Source organism: Kitasatospora sp. NPDC004723 (genome assembly GCF_040609255.1).
Taxonomy (GTDB): Bacteria; Actinomycetota; Actinomycetes; order Streptomycetales; family Streptomycetaceae; genus Kitasatospora.
This window is the reverse complement of sequence record NZ_JBEXJT010000046.1, coordinates 1-15,526: the sequence shown is the minus strand read 5'-3', so window position 1 is coordinate 15,526 and position 15,526 is coordinate 1. Positions and strand designations below refer to the sequence as shown.

The window sequence follows — 15,526 nt, the reverse complement described above, 5'->3', positions numbered from 1 at the left end:
CATGGGCTACACCAGGACCTCGTACGTCTGCCTCCCCTGCCGGGCCTCCTACAAGCAGCGCCACGGGTGGGAGAGCGAGGAACGGCGCTGTCCGCGCTGCGCCGGGACGCTGGTGTACGCGGGCTCCGGCTTCGCCGCCCCGCCCCGCCGGGACGTCGCCGCCTGGCGCACCGTCACGCTGCTGCTCAACGCGGGCATCGGCTTCCCCAAGACCAGCTGCGGCGAACCGCGCTACCGCCCCCGCACCCGACGCGAGGTGCGCGAGCGCCGGCTCTGGGCCCACCGCTCCGGCGAGCCGCTGGAGCGCGCGCTGCTGCGCCGGGAGATCCCCTGGGAGCCGGTGACGGCCCGGTGAGCACCGCGGGGGCTCCGGCGGCACGCGCGACGAGACGCAGGACGCGGCACAGGAAGTCGGCCGGTCCGACTTCCTGTTCCTGACGTCCGGCTCGGTGGCGGCCCCGCCCCCCGCGCGGGGCCGGCACCGAGCGGCGCCCGTCCAGGATGGGGCCGCGGCACCGGTGGATCCTTGTACAAAAGCGAACTCCGTGGGCGAGGGGAGAGGCCGTGGGCTCGGAGGACGTCATGACGGTGGACGACCGGGGCGAGAGCGTCGTGCGGCGCCCGCCGGAGTGGATGCGCGGTGACGTGGTCAGCTGCCGCGGCTACCGGTCGGTGGGCCGCCAGCACCCGAGGATCACCCTGCCCAGTGCGGGCGTGACGCTGCTGGTCGGCTGGGGCGGGCCGTTGCACATCCGGCATGGGCTGGGCGGCGCGGAGCGCGAGCAGACGCGGCACGCGATGATCGCGGGCCTCCAGACGGCCCCGGTGCTGGCGGGCTACCGGGGGTCCGGCTACGCCGTGGAGGTCGAGTTCACGGCCGTCGGGGCGTCGCGCTTCCTCGGCCTGCCGCTGCACCTGCTCGCCAACGCCGCCGCCCACCCGGACGAGGCCATGGGCCCCGGCTGGACCGCGCGGCTCACTGAACGGCTCGCGGAGGCACCGGACTGGTCCGCCCGCTGGGCCGTCGTCGACGCCGCCCTCGCCCCACGGCTCGCCGCCGCCCCGCCCACGCCGGGCCTGGCCGTCGAGGCTTGGCAGCGGCTGCGCGACGCGCACGGCGGCCTGAGCGCCCGGCAACTCGCCGCCGCGACGGGCCGGGGCGAACGCCGGATCCAGCTGCTCTTCCGGGACCACGTCGGCGTCCCGCCGCAGACCCTCGCCCGGATCCTGCGCTTCCAACGCGCGCTCGCGCTCTCCGGCCTCGGCCGCCCCTCGCTCACCGACGTCGCGGCGATGAGCGGCTATCACGACCAGGCCCACATGAACCGCGACTTCCGTGCCCTGTCCGGTCGCACGCCCGGCGAACTGCGGGGCATCGCCGCCCGGCTGTCCGCCCCCGGCGCGGCCGCGGCGGCGCGGGAGGTCGGCTGCTTCAGCGACTTCTTCGACCTCTACGCCGTCGACTGGTAGCACCGCCGGCGGCTGATCCGCGGAGCTACCTGGAGGTTCGTGGAAGGGTGTTGATCGGCTGGAACGCCTCACCGGGGGCCGCCAGCAGCCCGCGCTCCTCCCAGTAACGCAGCGCGGACGCCCGCACCCGCGCCGTCCGGGCCAGTTCGCCGATCCCCAGGTACCGCACGTCGACGCTCCCCAGAACGGGTTGACTTCACGCGAGCTTGAAGCGCGAGTGTGACGTGCATGTTCTCATCTCCGCGGCGTGTGCTGCCCGAGTCCTGGCGCCCGCTGTTCGCCGTCCGCCCGTTCCGTCGACTGCTGCCCGTCTTCGCCCTGTCGGACCTGGGGGACGGCATGAGCGCCGTGGCCGTGGCCTGGCTGGCGCTCTCGCTGGCCCCGGACGGTCGGGAGGGCGCGCTGGTCGGGATCAGCGTCGCCGCGTACACGCTGCCGGGCGCGTTCGGCGCACTGGCGCTGGGCCGCTGGCTGCGGCCGTTGCCGGCGCAGCGGCTGCTGGTCGCGGACGCCGCCCTGCGGGCCCTGCTGCTGGGCGCGATCCCGATCGCGTACCTGGCCGGCGTGCTCGGCCCGACCGGCTACGTCCTGCTGCTGGGCGCCTCCTCGCTGTTCCACGCCTGGGGCAGGGCCGGGAAGTACGCGCTGTTCGCGCCGCTTCTGGACGACGGTCAACGGCTGGCCGCGAACAGCCTGCTGAGCGCCAGTCTGTCGAGTGCGACCGTGCTCGGCCCCGCGCTGGCGGGACTGCTGGCGGGCACGGTGTCACCGGCGTGGATCATCGGCCTGGACGCGGTCACCTTCGCGGTGCTCGCGGTCCAGGCCGGCCGGGTCGCACTGCCGGCGCCGCCCGGGGTGACCGGGACGACCGGGCCGGCCGGGGCCGGTGGCGCCCGGCAGGGGCTGAGGGTGCTGCGGCACTACCCGGAGCTGCTCGGACTGCTGGTGCTGACGTGGCTGTTCAACCTGGCCTACGGGCCGGTCGAGGTCGCGCTGCCGCTGTTCGTCGTGCACTCCCTGGACGACGGCGCCGGCCTGCTCGGCGTCTACTGGGCCGCGTTCGGCCTCGGATCCGTCGTCGGGGCCCTCGGCGCCGGAGCGGCCGGGCGGCTGCCGCTGTGGCCGACCGTGATCGCCATTGTCGCGGGCCACGGAATCGCCCTGTTGCCCTTCGCGGCCGCCCACACCGCCGTGCCGTCACTGATCGGCTTCGCCGCGGCGGGAGTCGTCTACGGACCGTACTCCGCGCTGTCCCTCGCACTGTTCCAGAACAGGACGCCGAGCGGCTCGCTCACCACGGTGCTCGCCGCCCGCAGCGCGGTGCTCATCACGGCCGCACCCCTGGGCGCCGCACTCGGCGCGCTGCTCCTGAACCGGGTGGCCGCGCCGGTCCTGCTGAGCGGCTGCGGCCTCGCCATGATCCTCACAGCGGCCCTCGCCGCCGTCGTCCACGGCTGCCACGCACTTCGACGGCGTCGGCGGGACATCACGCTCGCGGACCCGGCCCCGGGGGCAACCTCGGCCGATCGTGGCCGGGCCGGTGACGTTCGTGGCGGTGTGAACGGGGACGTTGTTGTGGGTGATGGTGAAGGAGACTTGAATGGTCCAGACCACAACGGGAGGGATGCACAGCCATGACTGTTCCTCAGCGCACCGTCGTCCTCGGGACCTTGGGCTTCGGCACGATCGTCGACGAGGAGACCTCGTTCCGCCTCCTCGACCACTTCGTCGAGAGCGGCGGGACGGTCCTGGACACCGCTGACAACTACGCGTTCTGGCTCGACGGCGCGACCGGGGACGAGAGCGAGACCGTCATCGGGCGCTGGCTCGCCAGCCGCAAGGCGCGGGACCGGGTCGTCATCAGCACCAAGGTGGGCGCCCGGCCCGCGGTGCCCGGGGCGGGGCTGGAGGCGGCGGAGGGGCTGTCGGAGAAGGCGGTCCGGGCCGCCGTCGAGGGCAGCCTGCGGCGCCTCGGCACGGACCACGTCGACGTGTACTGGGCGCACATCGAGGACCGCTCGGTACCGCTCGCCGAGACCGTGGAGACCCTGGCCGACCTGGTGACCTCGGGGAAGGCGGGCGAGGTCGGGGCCAGCAACCACGCCGTGTGGCGGGTCGAGCGGGCCCGGGCGCTCGCCGGGGACGGTCCGCGCTACGCGCACCTGCAGTACCGGTACTCCTACCTGCAGCCGCGTTTCGACGTGCCGCTGCCGTCGTCCGCGCACGTGCACGCGACGCCCGAACTCCTTGACTACGTGCGCTCCGAGGGGGACCTGCGGCTCTGGGTGTACAGCCCGATCCTCTCCGGCGGCCTCACCCGCGAGGACGTCGGGATCGGCGCCGCCTACGACCACCCCGGCACGCCCAAGCGGCTCGCCGCCCTGCGCGCGGTGGCCGAGGAGACCGGCGCGAGCGTCAACCAGGTGGCGCTCAGCTGGCTGCTCGACCACGAGGCGCGGATCCTGCCGCTGGTCGGCGTGAGCAAGGTCGCCCAGCTCGACGAGGCGCTCGGCGCCCTCGACCTGACGCTCACGGCCGAGCAGCGGCGGACGCTGGACGAGGCCGCGCTGTAGGCCTGCCCCTCGGGCCGTCGGGTCAGGCCACCGGGTAGCCGATCTCGGCCATGTCGTCGGCGAGTTCGTCCAGGTCGAGCTCCGGGTTGAGGGCGGACACGACGGCCTCGGTGAGCGGGCGCAGCGCCAGGACGTGGGCGATCGGCGCGGGGTCGAGGCCGTCCTCCAGCTCGTAGTACTCCTCGGCCCACGCCCGGTACGCCTCCACCAGGTCCTCGGCGGCGAGCAGGTCGAAGAGGGCCACCCCGCCGGTGGGCGCGGCCGACGGCGCCCGCCACGCGGCGTCCCCGGGCTCGCGCCAGAAGCAGACGGTCGCGAGCGGGGCGCCGTCCTCCTCGCCGAACGCCGGCTCCGTCACACAGGAGCGGAACGCCGCCGGGACCTCCGCGAGCAGCCGCGCCCCCGCGTTGGGCGCGGTGTGGTCGAAGCCACGCGCGTACGCTCCGGCGGGGGAGAAGACCACGAACCAGTCGTCGCCCTGACCGTCGCGCATCGACGCCAGGTCCGCGCCCTCGCTCCAGCGGGAGTCGAAGGAGTAGTACCGGTCCGCCCAGTCGGGGCCGAGGATCGCTTCGAGCATGGCCAGGCCCCGGCACCGTTCCCGCAGCGTGGCGGTGTCGGGCAGGCGGGTGAGGAGTCCGCGCAGGTCAGAGGTGCCGTGGCTGTCGTGCATGCCTGAAGTGAAGCAGACGGCACTGACAGTCGGCCGTCACGGGGTGTTGCTCAGCGCGTAGGTGCGGAAGGTGGCCAGCAGCGGCAGCACGTCGGTCTTGTTCGGCTCCTCGGTGACGGCCCGCATGGCGTCGATCACCGCGTGCGCGATCACCTTCACCACGGCGAGGTCGTCCCCGGCGGTCTCGCCCCAGGCGCACAGCGTCCGGGTGAGCAGGGCGCTCATCCGGGCGCCGATGTTGGAGCTCACCGCGTCGGTGAGTTCGGCGAGTTCCTCGTCGGTCATGCTGGAGCGCAGCCCGAAGGCCAGCGCCATCAGCGTGTCCACTGCGTGCTCGCCGTAGGTCGCGACCAGGGCGGCGAGCGGCTGCTCGGCCGGTCCCCGTGCGGCCAGCGCGGCCAGGGCCTCGTCGTCGTCCTTCCACGCCGCTTCGAGCGCGGCGAGGGCCCGCAGGGCCTCGTCCACCATCAGGCCATCCGTCATGCGGAGAACCGTATTGAGCCCTCCCGCGCCGCGGGCCGGGACGGGCCCGGATCTCACCCGTTCGAGCGATAACCGGCGGGTTCGGCCGCGCGGGCGGCGGGAGGCTGCGTCGGTGGGTTCCCGAAGGCCTCAGCCGGCCCCGTGGGCGGTGGTGAAGGCGGCGGCGTCCCAGTGGCCGTGCAGGGCGGGCGCGAGCGCGGCGGCGGCGAGTGCGGGGAAGTCCCCGGCCCGGCCGGCGTGTTCGGGCAGCGCGCCGAGCAGCGGGGTGCCCGCCGCGCGCGGCAGGTCGGCCAGGTTGCAGCGGTCCGCGAGGCCGGGGGAGTGCGGCCAGGCGCCGACCACCACACCCAGCAGCGGCAGTCCGCGCGCGGCCAGCGCCTCCGCCGTCAGCGCGGTGGTGTTCAGCGTGCCGAGCCCGGCCGAGGCGACCAGCAACACCTCGGCGGGCAGGCCGAGTTCGCGCGTCGCGCGGGCCTGGTCGGCAAGCGTGCGGCCCTGCTCGTCGTAGCGGACCAGCAGGCCGCCCGCGCCCTCGACCAGGACCAGGTCGTGCCGCTCGGCGAGGCCGGCCACCTCCTTGGCCACGTCCTCCGCCGCCAGGTACGGCAGCCCGGACCGGCGGGCCGCCGTGTCGGGCGCCAAGGGCTCGGGGTAGCGGGCCAGTTCACGCAGCGTGAGCCGGTCCGGGGCCGGGGCGGCGGGCCCGGCGAGCCGGCCGACCTCCTCGGCGTCCCCCGGCTCCTCCGGGCCGACGCCGGTCTGCCCGGGCTTGAGCACCGCGACCCGCAGCCCGGCGCGCAGCGCGCTCGCGGCGACGGCCGCCGTGGTCACGGTCTTGCCGACCTCGGTGCCCGTCCCGGTCACGAAGAGGACCCGTCCCACCGCTGCCGCCTCCGTCCGCTCCTCCGCCGACCCGCTCATCCGGCCACCGCCGCCGCCGTCACGGCCGCGGCGATCCGCGCCACGTCCTCGTCGCCGGTCACGTACGGCGGCATCGTGTAGACGAGGTCCCGGAACGGGCGCAGCCAGACGCCCTCCCGGGCGGCGGCCGCGGTCGCCGCCGCCATGTCCACCGGGTGGTCCAACTGGACGACGCCGATCGCGCCGAGCACCCGGACGTCCTTGACGCCGGGCAGTTCGGCGGCCTCCGCCAGGCCGGTCCGCAGGCCGGTCTCGATCCGCTTGACCTCGGTGTGCCAGTCCTGCGCGAGCAGCAGGCCGATCGAGGCGTTGGCGACCGCCGTCGCCAGCGGGTTGCCCATGAACGTCGGCCCGTGGGCGAGGACGGGCATCTCGCCGCGGCTGATGCCCTCGGCGACCTCCGCCGTGCACAGCGTCGCCGCCAGCGTGAGGTAGCCGCCGGTGAGCGCCTTGCCCAGGCACATCACGTCCGGCGCGACGCCCGCGTGGTCGGCCGCGAACAGCGCGCCGCTGCGGCCGAAGCCGGTGGCGATCTCGTCGAAGACCAGCAGCACCCCGTGCCGGTCGCACAGTTCGCGCAGCATCCGCAGGTACGCGGGGGAGTGGAAGCGCATCCCGCCGGCGCCCTGCACCACCGGTTCGACGATCACCGCCGCCAGCTCGTCGGCGTGACGCTCCATCAACTCGTCGAAGGCGCGGGCGTATTCCTCGTCGAGCGGGGCGTCGAAGCCGGCCGGCGGCTCCGGCGCGAACAGCTGCTCGGGCAGCACCCCGCCCCACAGGTGGTGCATGCCGCCCTGCGGGTCGCACACCGACATCGGGTGGAAGGTGTCACCGTGGTAGCCGCCGCGCCAGGTCAGCAGCCGCCGCTTCCGCGGCCGGCCCACCGACTGCCAGTACTGCAGGCACATCTTCATGGCGACCTCGACGGACACCGAGCCCGAGTCGGCGAGGAAGACGTGCCGCAGCGGCTCCGGGGTGATCTCCACCAGGGTGGTGGCGAGCCGGACGGCGGGCTCGTGGGTGAGCCCGCCGAACATCACATGGCTCATCCGGTCCAGCTGCCCGCGCACCGCCTCGTCGAGCACCGGGTGACCGTAGCCGTGGATCGCCGCCCACCAGGACGACATGCCGTCGACGAGTTCGCGGTGTCCGCCGGGCGCCGGGGCGGCCAGCTTCAGCCGCACGCCGGAGGCGGACTCCACCACGTACGGGGTGGCGGTGCCGGGCATCGGCCCGTACGGGTGCCAGACGTGCGCCCGGTCGAGGGCGAGCAGGGTGTCCGTGGACAGCTGGGTCATGAGTGAGGGTCTTTCCGGGGTGTTCGTCGGGCCCGGGCGGCCGGGCCGGCGGCCGGGCCCGGGCCGTTGGGCTGGGAGGCCGTGCCGGGTGCGGGCCCGGGCCGGGGGTGGTGCGGACGGGGCTCAGGCGTTGGGCGCCAGCTCGGTGCCCGCGCCGCGACGGCGCACCCGCACCAGGTCGGTGCGCGCCTCGTCGGCGGCCGTCTCCGGGGCGTCGTGACCGGCGTCGGGGTGACCGGCCTCGGTGGCAGCGTCGCCGTGGGCGTGGCCGTGGGCGTGACCGCCGCACGGGCCGCAGCCGCCGCCCGTCCCGCACCCGCCCGCCGCCGGGGCCGTCCCGCAGCCGCCCGCCGCCGGCGCCTGCGCCGCGTCGGCCGCGACGTCCGCGCGGTGCCGCGGCAGGGTGCTCTCGCCCATGCCCTCGACCTCGAACCCGGCGTCCCGGATCATGTCGAGGTCGGCCTGCCCGGCCTGGCCCTCGCTGGTCAGGTAGTCGCCCAGGAAGATGGAGTTGGCGATGTGCAGGCCCAGCGGCTGCAGGCTGCGCAGGTGCACCTCGCGCCCGCCGGCGATCCGCACCTCGGTGTCCGGGTTGACGAACCGCACCATCGCCAGGATCCGCAGGCAGCGCTGCGGGGTGAGGTTCCACTCCTTGGCCAGCGGGGTGCCCTCGAACGGGATGAGGAAGTTCACCGGGACCGAGTCCGAGCCCAGCTCGCGCAGCGCGAACACCACGTCGACCAGGTCCTCGTCGCTCTCGCCCATGCCCGCGATCAGGCCCGAGCAGGCCGACAGGCCCGCGCCGTGCGCCTTCTGCACGGTGTCCACCCGGTCCGCGTAGGTGTGGGTGGTGGCGATGTCGCCGTAGGTGCCCTCGGAGGTGTTGAGGTTGTGGTTGTAGGCGTCGACGCCGGCCGCCTTCAGCCGCTCCGCCTGGTTGTCGGAGAGCAGGCCCAGGCAGGCGCAGACCTCGACCGCCGGGTCGGCCTCCCGGATCGCCGCCACCGTGTCGGTGACCCGGTCGATGTCACGGTCCGTCGGGCCGCGGCCGCTCGCCACCAGGCAGACCCGCTTGGCGCCGCCCGACACGCCCGCCTTCGCCGCCTCGGCGGCCTGGTCCGGCTTGAGCCAGGTGTACTTCAGGATCTCGGCCTTGGAGCCCAGCCGCTGCGAACAGTACGAGCAGTCCTCGGGGCACAGTCCGCTCTTCAGGTTCACCAGGTAGTTGAGCTTCACCCGGCGGCCGAACCACCGCCGACGTACCCGCCCGGCGGCCGCGACCACGTCGAGCAGCTCGTCGTCGGTGGTGGCGAGGAGGGCGAGCGCCTCCTCGCGGGTGGGGGTCTCCCCACGCAGGCCCTTGGCGGTGAGGGTATCGAGCAGATCCATGGGGCTGATCCTGCCTGTTGCCCCGCGACGGACGCCAGAGGAAACCCACCAGAAGATCCCGGGGAAGCTGTGCGAGTTGTCACAGTGTCGAAGCTCACCGTAGTGGTGCAGGTCACGTCGGGCGCCGGGCCGTCCGGACGGGCTCCCGCCGGGTCCGCGCCCCCGTGATCTCCACCACTCGTGACCTGCATACAATCTGCCGCATGACCACGCAGGGGGAGCGCGCCCCGTCGCCGGCAGAGCGACCGGACGGACCATCGGCAGAACACACGTCACAGCATCCGGTGGGGGTGGGGGTGGGGGCGGGGGCCTTCCGGGCCAGACGCGTGACCACCCGACGGGTCGTCGGCTGGATCACCGTCGCCGGCGTGGTGGCGGCCGGCGGCTGGATCGTCACCCGCCCCACGCCCGGCGACTACATACCGGGGCTCGGGCCCTCCAGCAAAGAGGCCTCCAAGACCCCGCCGATCGTGGGCGACCCGCCGCCGCGCACCGTCGCCGACCCCGAGGCGCTCGACGTCGACGTCTACTTCCCGGCCCAACGGGTCGTCGAGTCCGGCGGGTACAAGGGCAAGCGCTCCGGGGTGCGGCGCGGCGAGAACTGCACCGAGGTGCTCCAGGACCGCACCCTGGAGCTGCTGCGGGAGGCCGGCTGCAAGGGCTACCTGGGCGTCAGCTTCACCGCCCAGGAGAAGCCGGTGCTCAGCAGCATCACCCTGCTGCGCTTCGCCGACGCCCCGGCCGCGGCCCGCGCCGCCGAGTCGCTGCGGGCCAAGCCGGGTTCGGTCGCCTTCATCCTCCCGGACGCCTCCACCGCCCCCGCCCTGCCGGCCGCCGCGGCCCGGCCCGCCACCGAGGCGCGGGTCGAACTCGTCGGCCACTACGTGACGGTGACCAGCTCGCGGCCCGCCGACGCGCACCCCGGCTTCGGCGCCGCCACCGCCTCCGGCACCGGCTCGCCGAGCCCGTCCGGCTCCCCGGTGAGCCCGCTGCCGGTGCCGTCGATGAGCGCGGCCAACCTCGACCAGCTGCTCGACGAGGCCACCCGGGCGATCTCGTTCACCGCCGGCGCGCCGTTCGTCTGGATGTAGCGGGCCCCGTGGCTCCGGCGGAGCCGCCTTCGGGCGCTCCGCCGGGCCGGGCCGATCTCGCGTCAGCCGCCGAGTCGGTCCACGGCGGTGACCCGCAGCACCGCGCGGCCCTCCTCGTCCGAGCCGTACAGGTCGACCTCGGCGCTGATGCCCCAGTCGTGGTCGCCCTCCGGGTCGTCGAAGATCTGCCGGACCCGCCAGGCGGAGTCCTCCTCCTCGATGATCAGCATCTTCGGGCCGCGCGCGTCCGGACCGGTGCCCAGGTCGTCGTACTCCTCCCAGTACCCGTCCATGGCGTCCGCCCAGCGGTCCGCGTCCCAGCCGTACTCGCCGTCCAGTGCGCCGAGCTCGTCGTAGTGCTCCAGCGCGCACAGCTCGAGCCGGCGGAACATCTCGTTGCGCACCAGCACCCGGAACGCCCGCGCGTTCGCCGTCACCGGCGCCGGCTTGTCGTCCAGGGTCACCTCGGCGGCCTGCGGCTCGGTCGGGTTGGCCAGCTGCTCCCACTCGTCCAGCAGGCTGGAGTCGACCTGGCGGACCAGCTCGCCGAGCCAGGCGATGACGTCCTTGAGGTCGTCGGTCTTGACGTCCTCGGGGACGGTCTGCTCCAGCGCCTTGTACGCGCCCGCCAGGTAGCGCAGCACGATGCCCTCGGTGCGGGCCAGCTCGTAGTGGCCGACGTAGTCCGAGAAGGTCATCGCCCGCTCGTACAGGTCGCGCACCACGGACTTCGGCTGGAGCTGGTGGTCGCCGATCCACGGGTGCGCCCGCCGGTACACCTCGTAGGCGTGGGTGAGCAGTTCCTCCAGCGGCTTCGGATAGGTGATCTCCTGGAGCCGCTCCATCCGCTCCTCGTACTCGATGCCGTCGCGCTTCATCTCGCCGACGGCCTCGCCGCGCGCCTTGTTCTGCTGCGAGGCGAGGATCTGGCGGGGGTCGTCCAGGGTGGCCTCGACCACCGACACCACGTCCATCGAGAACGACGGCGAGGTCGGGTCCAGCAGCTCGAAGGCGGCCAGCGCGAAGGTGGACAGCGGCTGGTTGAGCGCGAAGTTCTCCTGGAGGTCCAGGGTCAGGCGCACGATCCGGCCCTCGGCGTCCGGCTCCGGCAGCCGCTCCACCACGCCGCCCTCCAGCAGCGAGCGGTAGATGGCGATCGCGGTGCGGATGTGCCGGCGCTGCGCGGGGCGGTCCTCGTGGTTGTCGGTGAGCAGCTTGCGCATCGCCTCGAAGGCGTTGCCGGGCCGGCCGATGACCGACAGCAGCATCGCGTGGCTCACCTTGAACCGGGAGACCAGCGGCTCCGGGTCGGCGGCGATCAGCTTGTTGAAGGTCTCCTCGGACCAGCCGACGAAGCCCTCCGGCGCCTTCTTGCGGACGATCTTGCGCTTCTTCTTCGGGTCGTCGCCGGCCTTGGCGACGGCCTTCTCGTTCTCGATGACGTGCTCGGGCGCCTGCGCCACCACCTGGCCGACGGTGTCGAACCCGGCCCGTCCGGCGCGGCCGGCGATCTGGTGGAACTCACGGGCGCGCAGGATCCGCACCCGCTGCCCGTCGTACTTCGACAGCGCGGTGAACAGCACCGTGCGGATCGGCACGTTGACGCCCACGCCCAGCGTGTCCGTCCCGCAGATCACCTTCAACAGGCCGGCCTGGGCGAGCCGTTCGACCAGGCGCCGGTACTTCGGCAGCATGCCCGCGTGGTGCACGCCGATCCCGTGGCGGACGTAACGCGACAGGTTGCGGCCGAACTTGGTGGTGAAGCGGAAGTTGCCGATCAGGTCGGCGATGGCGTCCTTCTCCGCCTTCGAGCACATGTTGATGCTCATCAGCGACTGCGCCCGCTCCACCGCCTCCTTCTGGGTGAAGTGCACCACGTACACCGGCGCCTGGCCGGTCTGCAGCAGCTCCTCCAGGGTGTCGTGCATGGTCGTGCGCCGGTACTCGTAGAACAGCGGGACCGGACGCGTCGCGTTGCGCACGACGGTGGTCGGGCGGCCGGTGCGGCGGGTCAGGTCCTCCTCGAACCGCCGCACGTCGCCCAGCGTCGCCGACATCAGCAGGAACTGCGCCTGCGGCAGCTCCAGCAGCGGGATCTGCCACGCCCAGCCGCGGTCCGGTTCGGCGTAGAAGTGGAACTCGTCCATGACCACCTGGCCGATGTCGGCCCGGGCGCCGTCGTGCAGCGCGATCTGCGCCAGCACCTCCGCGGTGCAGCAGATGATCGGCGCGGTCGGGTTCACCGAGGCGTCGCCGGTCATCATGCCGACCTGTTCGGTCCCGAACATCTTGACCAGGTCGAAGAACTTCTCCGACACCAGCGCCTTGATCGGCGCCGTGTAGAAGGTCCGCTTCCCCTCCGCCAGTGCCGCGAAGTGCGCGCCGGCGGCGACCAGGCTCTTGCCCGAGCCGGTCGGCGTCGCCAGGATCACGTTGTTCCCCGACACCAGCTCGATCAGCGCCTCCTCCTGCGCCGGGTACAGCGAGATCCCGCGCTCTTCCGTCCAGGCGGCGAACGTCTCGTACAGCGCGTCGGGCGTGGCGGGCTTCGGCATCAGATCAAGGAGGGTCACCCGGCTATCTTGCCTGCTCGCCGCCACCCCCGGCAAAGCCCGGCGCCCATCAGCCCGCCACCACGGGCGCCCGCTCGGCGATCCGCACGTCGGGGCAGCCTTCCTGGCGGACGATCTCCTGGGCGATGCGGTGGGCCACGTCGACGAAGACCTGTGTCCGCTTCTTCGCGGACAGGTCGGACAGGTAGAAGTCGCCGGCGACCGAGAGCTGCCGGTACGCGTTCCGGGCCAGGGGCTGTCGGCCGCTGTCGCAGGGGAACATCAGCATCGGCTGGAGACCGTCATCCAGCCAGCCCACGACACCGGCACCGAAGTCGATCGGCAGATCGCGTTGGTCCGCCTCGTACTGCTCGCGAATTGAGCGGTACGAACTCTCGTCGATCTGGAATATCCGGGCGACCACGACGGTCGCGCCGGGCAGCCACGAGATGCCGCAATCCGCCCGGGTACTCCTTCCGGACAGGTCGCCGAAGACCTCGCGCTCGATTCCCTTCCCCTCATCACCCACCAGCGGCCGGACCTCCTCCCGTTCGATCAGCCCCCAGCAAGCACTCGCCGGCAGTTCCACCGACTGCCACGGCTTCCACGCCCACAGCCCGCCCCCGATGAGAACCAACGCCGTGACCAGGGCTGTGACCGCAAGTCGCCCGTTATCGCGCCGCACCGTTTCAGTCCTCCTTCTTCGGATGGGTGACCTGCCAAGCGGTACCCGTGGCGCCGGCGAACGCGCCCCCGATCTGGCCTTCCACGGCGGGGGCCAGGTCGTTGAGGTACTTCCGTTCGAGGCCGGTCCGGTCCGCCGCGTCACGGATCGCGTCCTGGACGGACCCCTGGGCGCCCGCCAACGCGTGGTTCTGCGCCGCTTGTGCCTTGTTGGTGGTCTGCGCGTCGGTGTTCACCTGGTAGCTCTCGGCAGTGCCGTCCATGATCTTGTCGACCGCGTCGTTCGCGTAGGGGCCGACGATCGGCGCCCTGGTCTCCAGGACCGATCCGAGCGTCGCGTCCCAGATGGTGCCCGCCCAGTCGCGGGTGGTGTTGACGGCCGCGTTGAACTCCTCGTCGTTGTTCTTTCCGGTGCTGAAGACCTCGTCGACCATGCCCTTGCTGAGGAGCCCGGCGACCGTGCCGCCGGGTTGCGCGGATGCGACGGCCGCGGCGGTCAGGTCGCCGTGGTCGGAGGCGTGCAGCAGGACGTCGTTGATCGCCCCGGTGGTGTAGGCCTGCTGCGCGGCGGCCACTGCGGCGTAGGCCTCCGGGTTGTGGCCGAGCGTGACCAGCAGCCGCTGCGGGTCGAGCTTGGCGATCTCCCCGTTGATCGGCAGCTTGGTGGACGGCGGGGCCAAAGCGGTCTGCACGTCGCCCATGTAGGCACCGGCCATCTTGCCGAGCGACCCCTGCAGATCGCCGAAGAGCGCCTTGTCCTTGTCGTAGAGCAGCGCGGACGCCTCGTCCCCGCCGAACTTCTGCACGGTTCGCTGCATCACGTCGGCCATCGCCCTGCTGTGCGGCGGCAGCGGCCCCGTCTCGTCGTCGTACGCCCGCCCGGTCGCCGCCGCCTCCAGGGCGTGGCCGAGCGCCTCGACCTGGAGCGGGCCCGCCTTGCCGTTGTTCGGTGCGAGCGGGTAGTAGACGTCGCGCAGCAGCGAGCGCGGGCCCGTGTCGGTGAGCAGCGTGAAATAGGTGTTCGTCCCGCCGGTGCTCCTCACCGAGCCGTCCGGCCAGTACGTCGTCGGCGGGTCGGTGAAGAACCTGGTGGCGGCGTCCGGGCTGTGCCCGAGCGCGTTCAGCACCGAGCCCATCGGGTTGAACCCGTGGTAGTTGCCCTTCTCGTCCGGGGTGCCGGTGAACCAGAAGTCCTGGAACGGCGCGCCGCCCTTCATCGCCACCGCGTCCCAGCGGGCCGGGTTCTCCTGGGTGAGCTGGGTGACGTGCTCGGCGATCGGCTTCAGGAACGCCGCGTCGTAGTTGCCGTACCGCAGGACGTTGCCCAGGATCTGGTAGCCGTAGGGGCTGGACTCGTAGTCGGCGCCGGGCCCGAGCTGGATGTGCCGGCTGCCGGCCCGGCGCAGTCGCTCGCCCCAGTCCGGGGGCAGGTGGGGTTGACCGCCGCTGTTGGTGGCGGTGGCCAGGGTGAGGCCGAGCCCTTCCTGGATCCCCCTGACGGCGGCCGCGCGGACGGGGCTGCCAGCGAAGTCGCCGCTCTGCGCCAGCGCGCCGTAGGAGGCGAGGAAGGTCCCCGGGTCCTGGCCGCCGTAGAAGGCGGTGGCGAACCGGGGGTCGCCGGAGTGGTGCTGGAGCAGGGCCTGCAACTGCGTGAGCTGGGCGTCAGTGGCGGCGCTGCCGAGGCTGAGGATCTGGGCGGCCTGCTTGGCCTCGGCGTCGGCGACGCTGCCCAGCGGGGTGCTGTTGAAGCTCGTGGTGTCGTTGCCGGTGTCCATCGCGAGGGCCAGGGCGGCCGCGGAATCGGCTTCGGTGGCGCGGTCCAGCGCCTTGCCGATCTCCTGGGCGGCGGCCTGGGCGGCGACCTGGGCGGTCTCCCGCTGGGTCCTGGCGTAGTCGGGGTCGTGCTTGTCGGCCGGGTCTGTGGCCGGCGGCCAGTGCACGCTGCCGTCGGCGGCGACGGTCAGGCCCTGCTCGGTGGCGTGCTGGACGGCCACCTGGAGGTCCTTCCTCGCGGCGACGAACTCGTCGTGCGCGTCGCGCAGCGTGCGCGCGATCGCCGAGGCCTCCTCGAAGGCGGCGCGGATCTGGTCGCGCGCCTGGGTGAGGGCGGTGGCGGCGGACTCGGAGCTCGGCCCGGTCCAGCCGAACTGCTGGACCGGGCCGATCACCTCGTTCTGGATCCTGGTCGAGAGGTCCCAGGCGCGGACCATCTTCTCGAAGTCGCCGGCCGCGGCGTTGAGGCCGGTGAGGTCGACGGTCTGGAGCTGGGTGTACGTCACCATGTCGGGCCCCGCCTCAGAAAGTGTTGGGTAATTGATCAACTGCGTGCCGTGATGCGTTGGCGGTGATCTTCGCGGGCGTGGCGTCCGCGAAGATAACCGCCATGTGT

Annotated in this window: 14 protein-coding genes; 5 read left to right on the top strand and 9 right to left on the bottom strand. The window is 73.2% G+C overall.

Annotated features, from left to right (window positions below):
- Position 1: 1 nt before the first annotated feature.
- Both ABZW10_RS31200 and ABZW10_RS31195 read left to right on the top strand, forming a co-directional pair.
- On the top strand, positions 2-355 hold the full coding sequence (locus tag ABZW10_RS31200) for a deoxyxylulose-5-phosphate synthase (RefSeq protein ID WP_355372571.1): 354 nt from the start codon (positions 2-4) through the stop codon (positions 353-355).
- Between the two features lie 209 nt (positions 356-564).
- The gene (locus ABZW10_RS31195) at positions 565-1,470 is read left to right on the top strand and encodes a helix-turn-helix domain-containing protein (RefSeq protein WP_355372568.1); all 906 of its coding nucleotides are present in this window, start codon (positions 565-567) and stop codon (positions 1,468-1,470) included.
- A 25-nt stretch (positions 1,471-1,495) separates the two neighbouring features.
- Here ABZW10_RS31195 and ABZW10_RS31190 read toward each other — a convergent pair whose 3' ends face one another.
- Positions 1,496-1,639, bottom strand: coding sequence for a MerR family DNA-binding transcriptional regulator (locus tag ABZW10_RS31190; RefSeq protein WP_355372565.1), 144 nt, complete (start codon positions 1,637-1,639; stop codon positions 1,496-1,498).
- Positions 1,640-1,698: 59 nt separating this feature from the next.
- On the opposite strand from ABZW10_RS31190, the gene ABZW10_RS31185 reads away from it, so the two are divergent.
- Both ABZW10_RS31185 and ABZW10_RS31180 read left to right on the top strand, forming a co-directional pair.
- The gene (locus ABZW10_RS31185; RefSeq protein WP_355372562.1) at positions 1,699-3,108 is read left to right on the top strand and encodes an MFS transporter; all 1,410 of its coding nucleotides are present in this window, start codon (positions 1,699-1,701) and stop codon (positions 3,106-3,108) included.
- The gene (locus ABZW10_RS31180) at positions 3,105-4,043 is read left to right on the top strand and encodes an aldo/keto reductase (RefSeq protein ID WP_355372559.1); all 939 of its coding nucleotides are present in this window, start codon (positions 3,105-3,107) and stop codon (positions 4,041-4,043) included. Before ABZW10_RS31185 ends, ABZW10_RS31180 begins: the two co-directional genes overlap by 4 nt.
- Positions 4,044-4,065: 22 nt before the next feature.
- Here ABZW10_RS31180 and ABZW10_RS31175 read toward each other — a convergent pair whose 3' ends face one another.
- The 5 genes from ABZW10_RS31175 to bioB form a co-directional block, all read right to left on the bottom strand.
- Positions 4,066-4,716, bottom strand: coding sequence for a hypothetical protein (locus tag ABZW10_RS31175; RefSeq protein ID WP_355372556.1), 651 nt, complete (start codon positions 4,714-4,716; stop codon positions 4,066-4,068).
- A 36-nt stretch (positions 4,717-4,752) separates the two neighbouring features.
- The gene (locus tag ABZW10_RS31170) at positions 4,753-5,199 is read right to left on the bottom strand and encodes a hypothetical protein (protein ID WP_355372554.1); all 447 of its coding nucleotides are present in this window, start codon (positions 5,197-5,199) and stop codon (positions 4,753-4,755) included.
- Between the two features lie 129 nt (positions 5,200-5,328).
- On the bottom strand, positions 5,329-6,120 hold the full coding sequence (gene bioD, locus ABZW10_RS31165; protein ID WP_355372552.1) for a dethiobiotin synthase: 792 nt from the start codon (positions 6,118-6,120) through the stop codon (positions 5,329-5,331).
- On the bottom strand, positions 6,117-7,421 hold the full coding sequence (locus ABZW10_RS31160; RefSeq protein ID WP_355372549.1) for an adenosylmethionine--8-amino-7-oxononanoate transaminase: 1,305 nt from the start codon (positions 7,419-7,421) through the stop codon (positions 6,117-6,119). Before ABZW10_RS31160 ends, bioD begins: the two co-directional genes overlap by 4 nt.
- Positions 7,422-7,544: 123 nt before the next feature.
- Positions 7,545-8,810, bottom strand: coding sequence for a biotin synthase BioB (gene bioB / locus ABZW10_RS31155; protein WP_355372546.1), 1,266 nt, complete (start codon positions 8,808-8,810; stop codon positions 7,545-7,547).
- A gap of 326 nt (positions 8,811-9,136) precedes the next feature.
- On the opposite strand from bioB, the gene ABZW10_RS31150 reads away from it, so the two are divergent.
- Complete coding sequence (locus ABZW10_RS31150) at positions 9,137-9,901, top strand: hypothetical protein (RefSeq protein WP_355372543.1); 765 nt, start codon at positions 9,137-9,139, stop codon at positions 9,899-9,901.
- Between the two features lie 62 nt (positions 9,902-9,963).
- On the opposite strand, the gene ABZW10_RS31145 is transcribed toward ABZW10_RS31150, so the two are convergent.
- From ABZW10_RS31145 to ABZW10_RS31135, 3 genes are all read right to left on the bottom strand, one after another.
- Entirely contained in the window at positions 9,964-12,456 is a 2,493-nt protein-coding gene (locus ABZW10_RS31145; RefSeq protein ID WP_355372691.1) for a DUF3516 domain-containing protein, read from the bottom strand.
- A 67-nt stretch (positions 12,457-12,523) separates the two neighbouring features.
- Complete coding sequence (locus tag ABZW10_RS31140) at positions 12,524-13,138, bottom strand: hypothetical protein (RefSeq protein WP_355372541.1); 615 nt, start codon at positions 13,136-13,138, stop codon at positions 12,524-12,526.
- Positions 13,139-13,142: 4 nt separating this feature from the next.
- On the bottom strand, positions 13,143-15,419 hold the full coding sequence (locus tag ABZW10_RS31135) for a hypothetical protein (RefSeq protein ID WP_355372538.1): 2,277 nt from the start codon (positions 15,417-15,419) through the stop codon (positions 13,143-13,145).
- Positions 15,420-15,526: the final 107 nt, after the last annotated feature.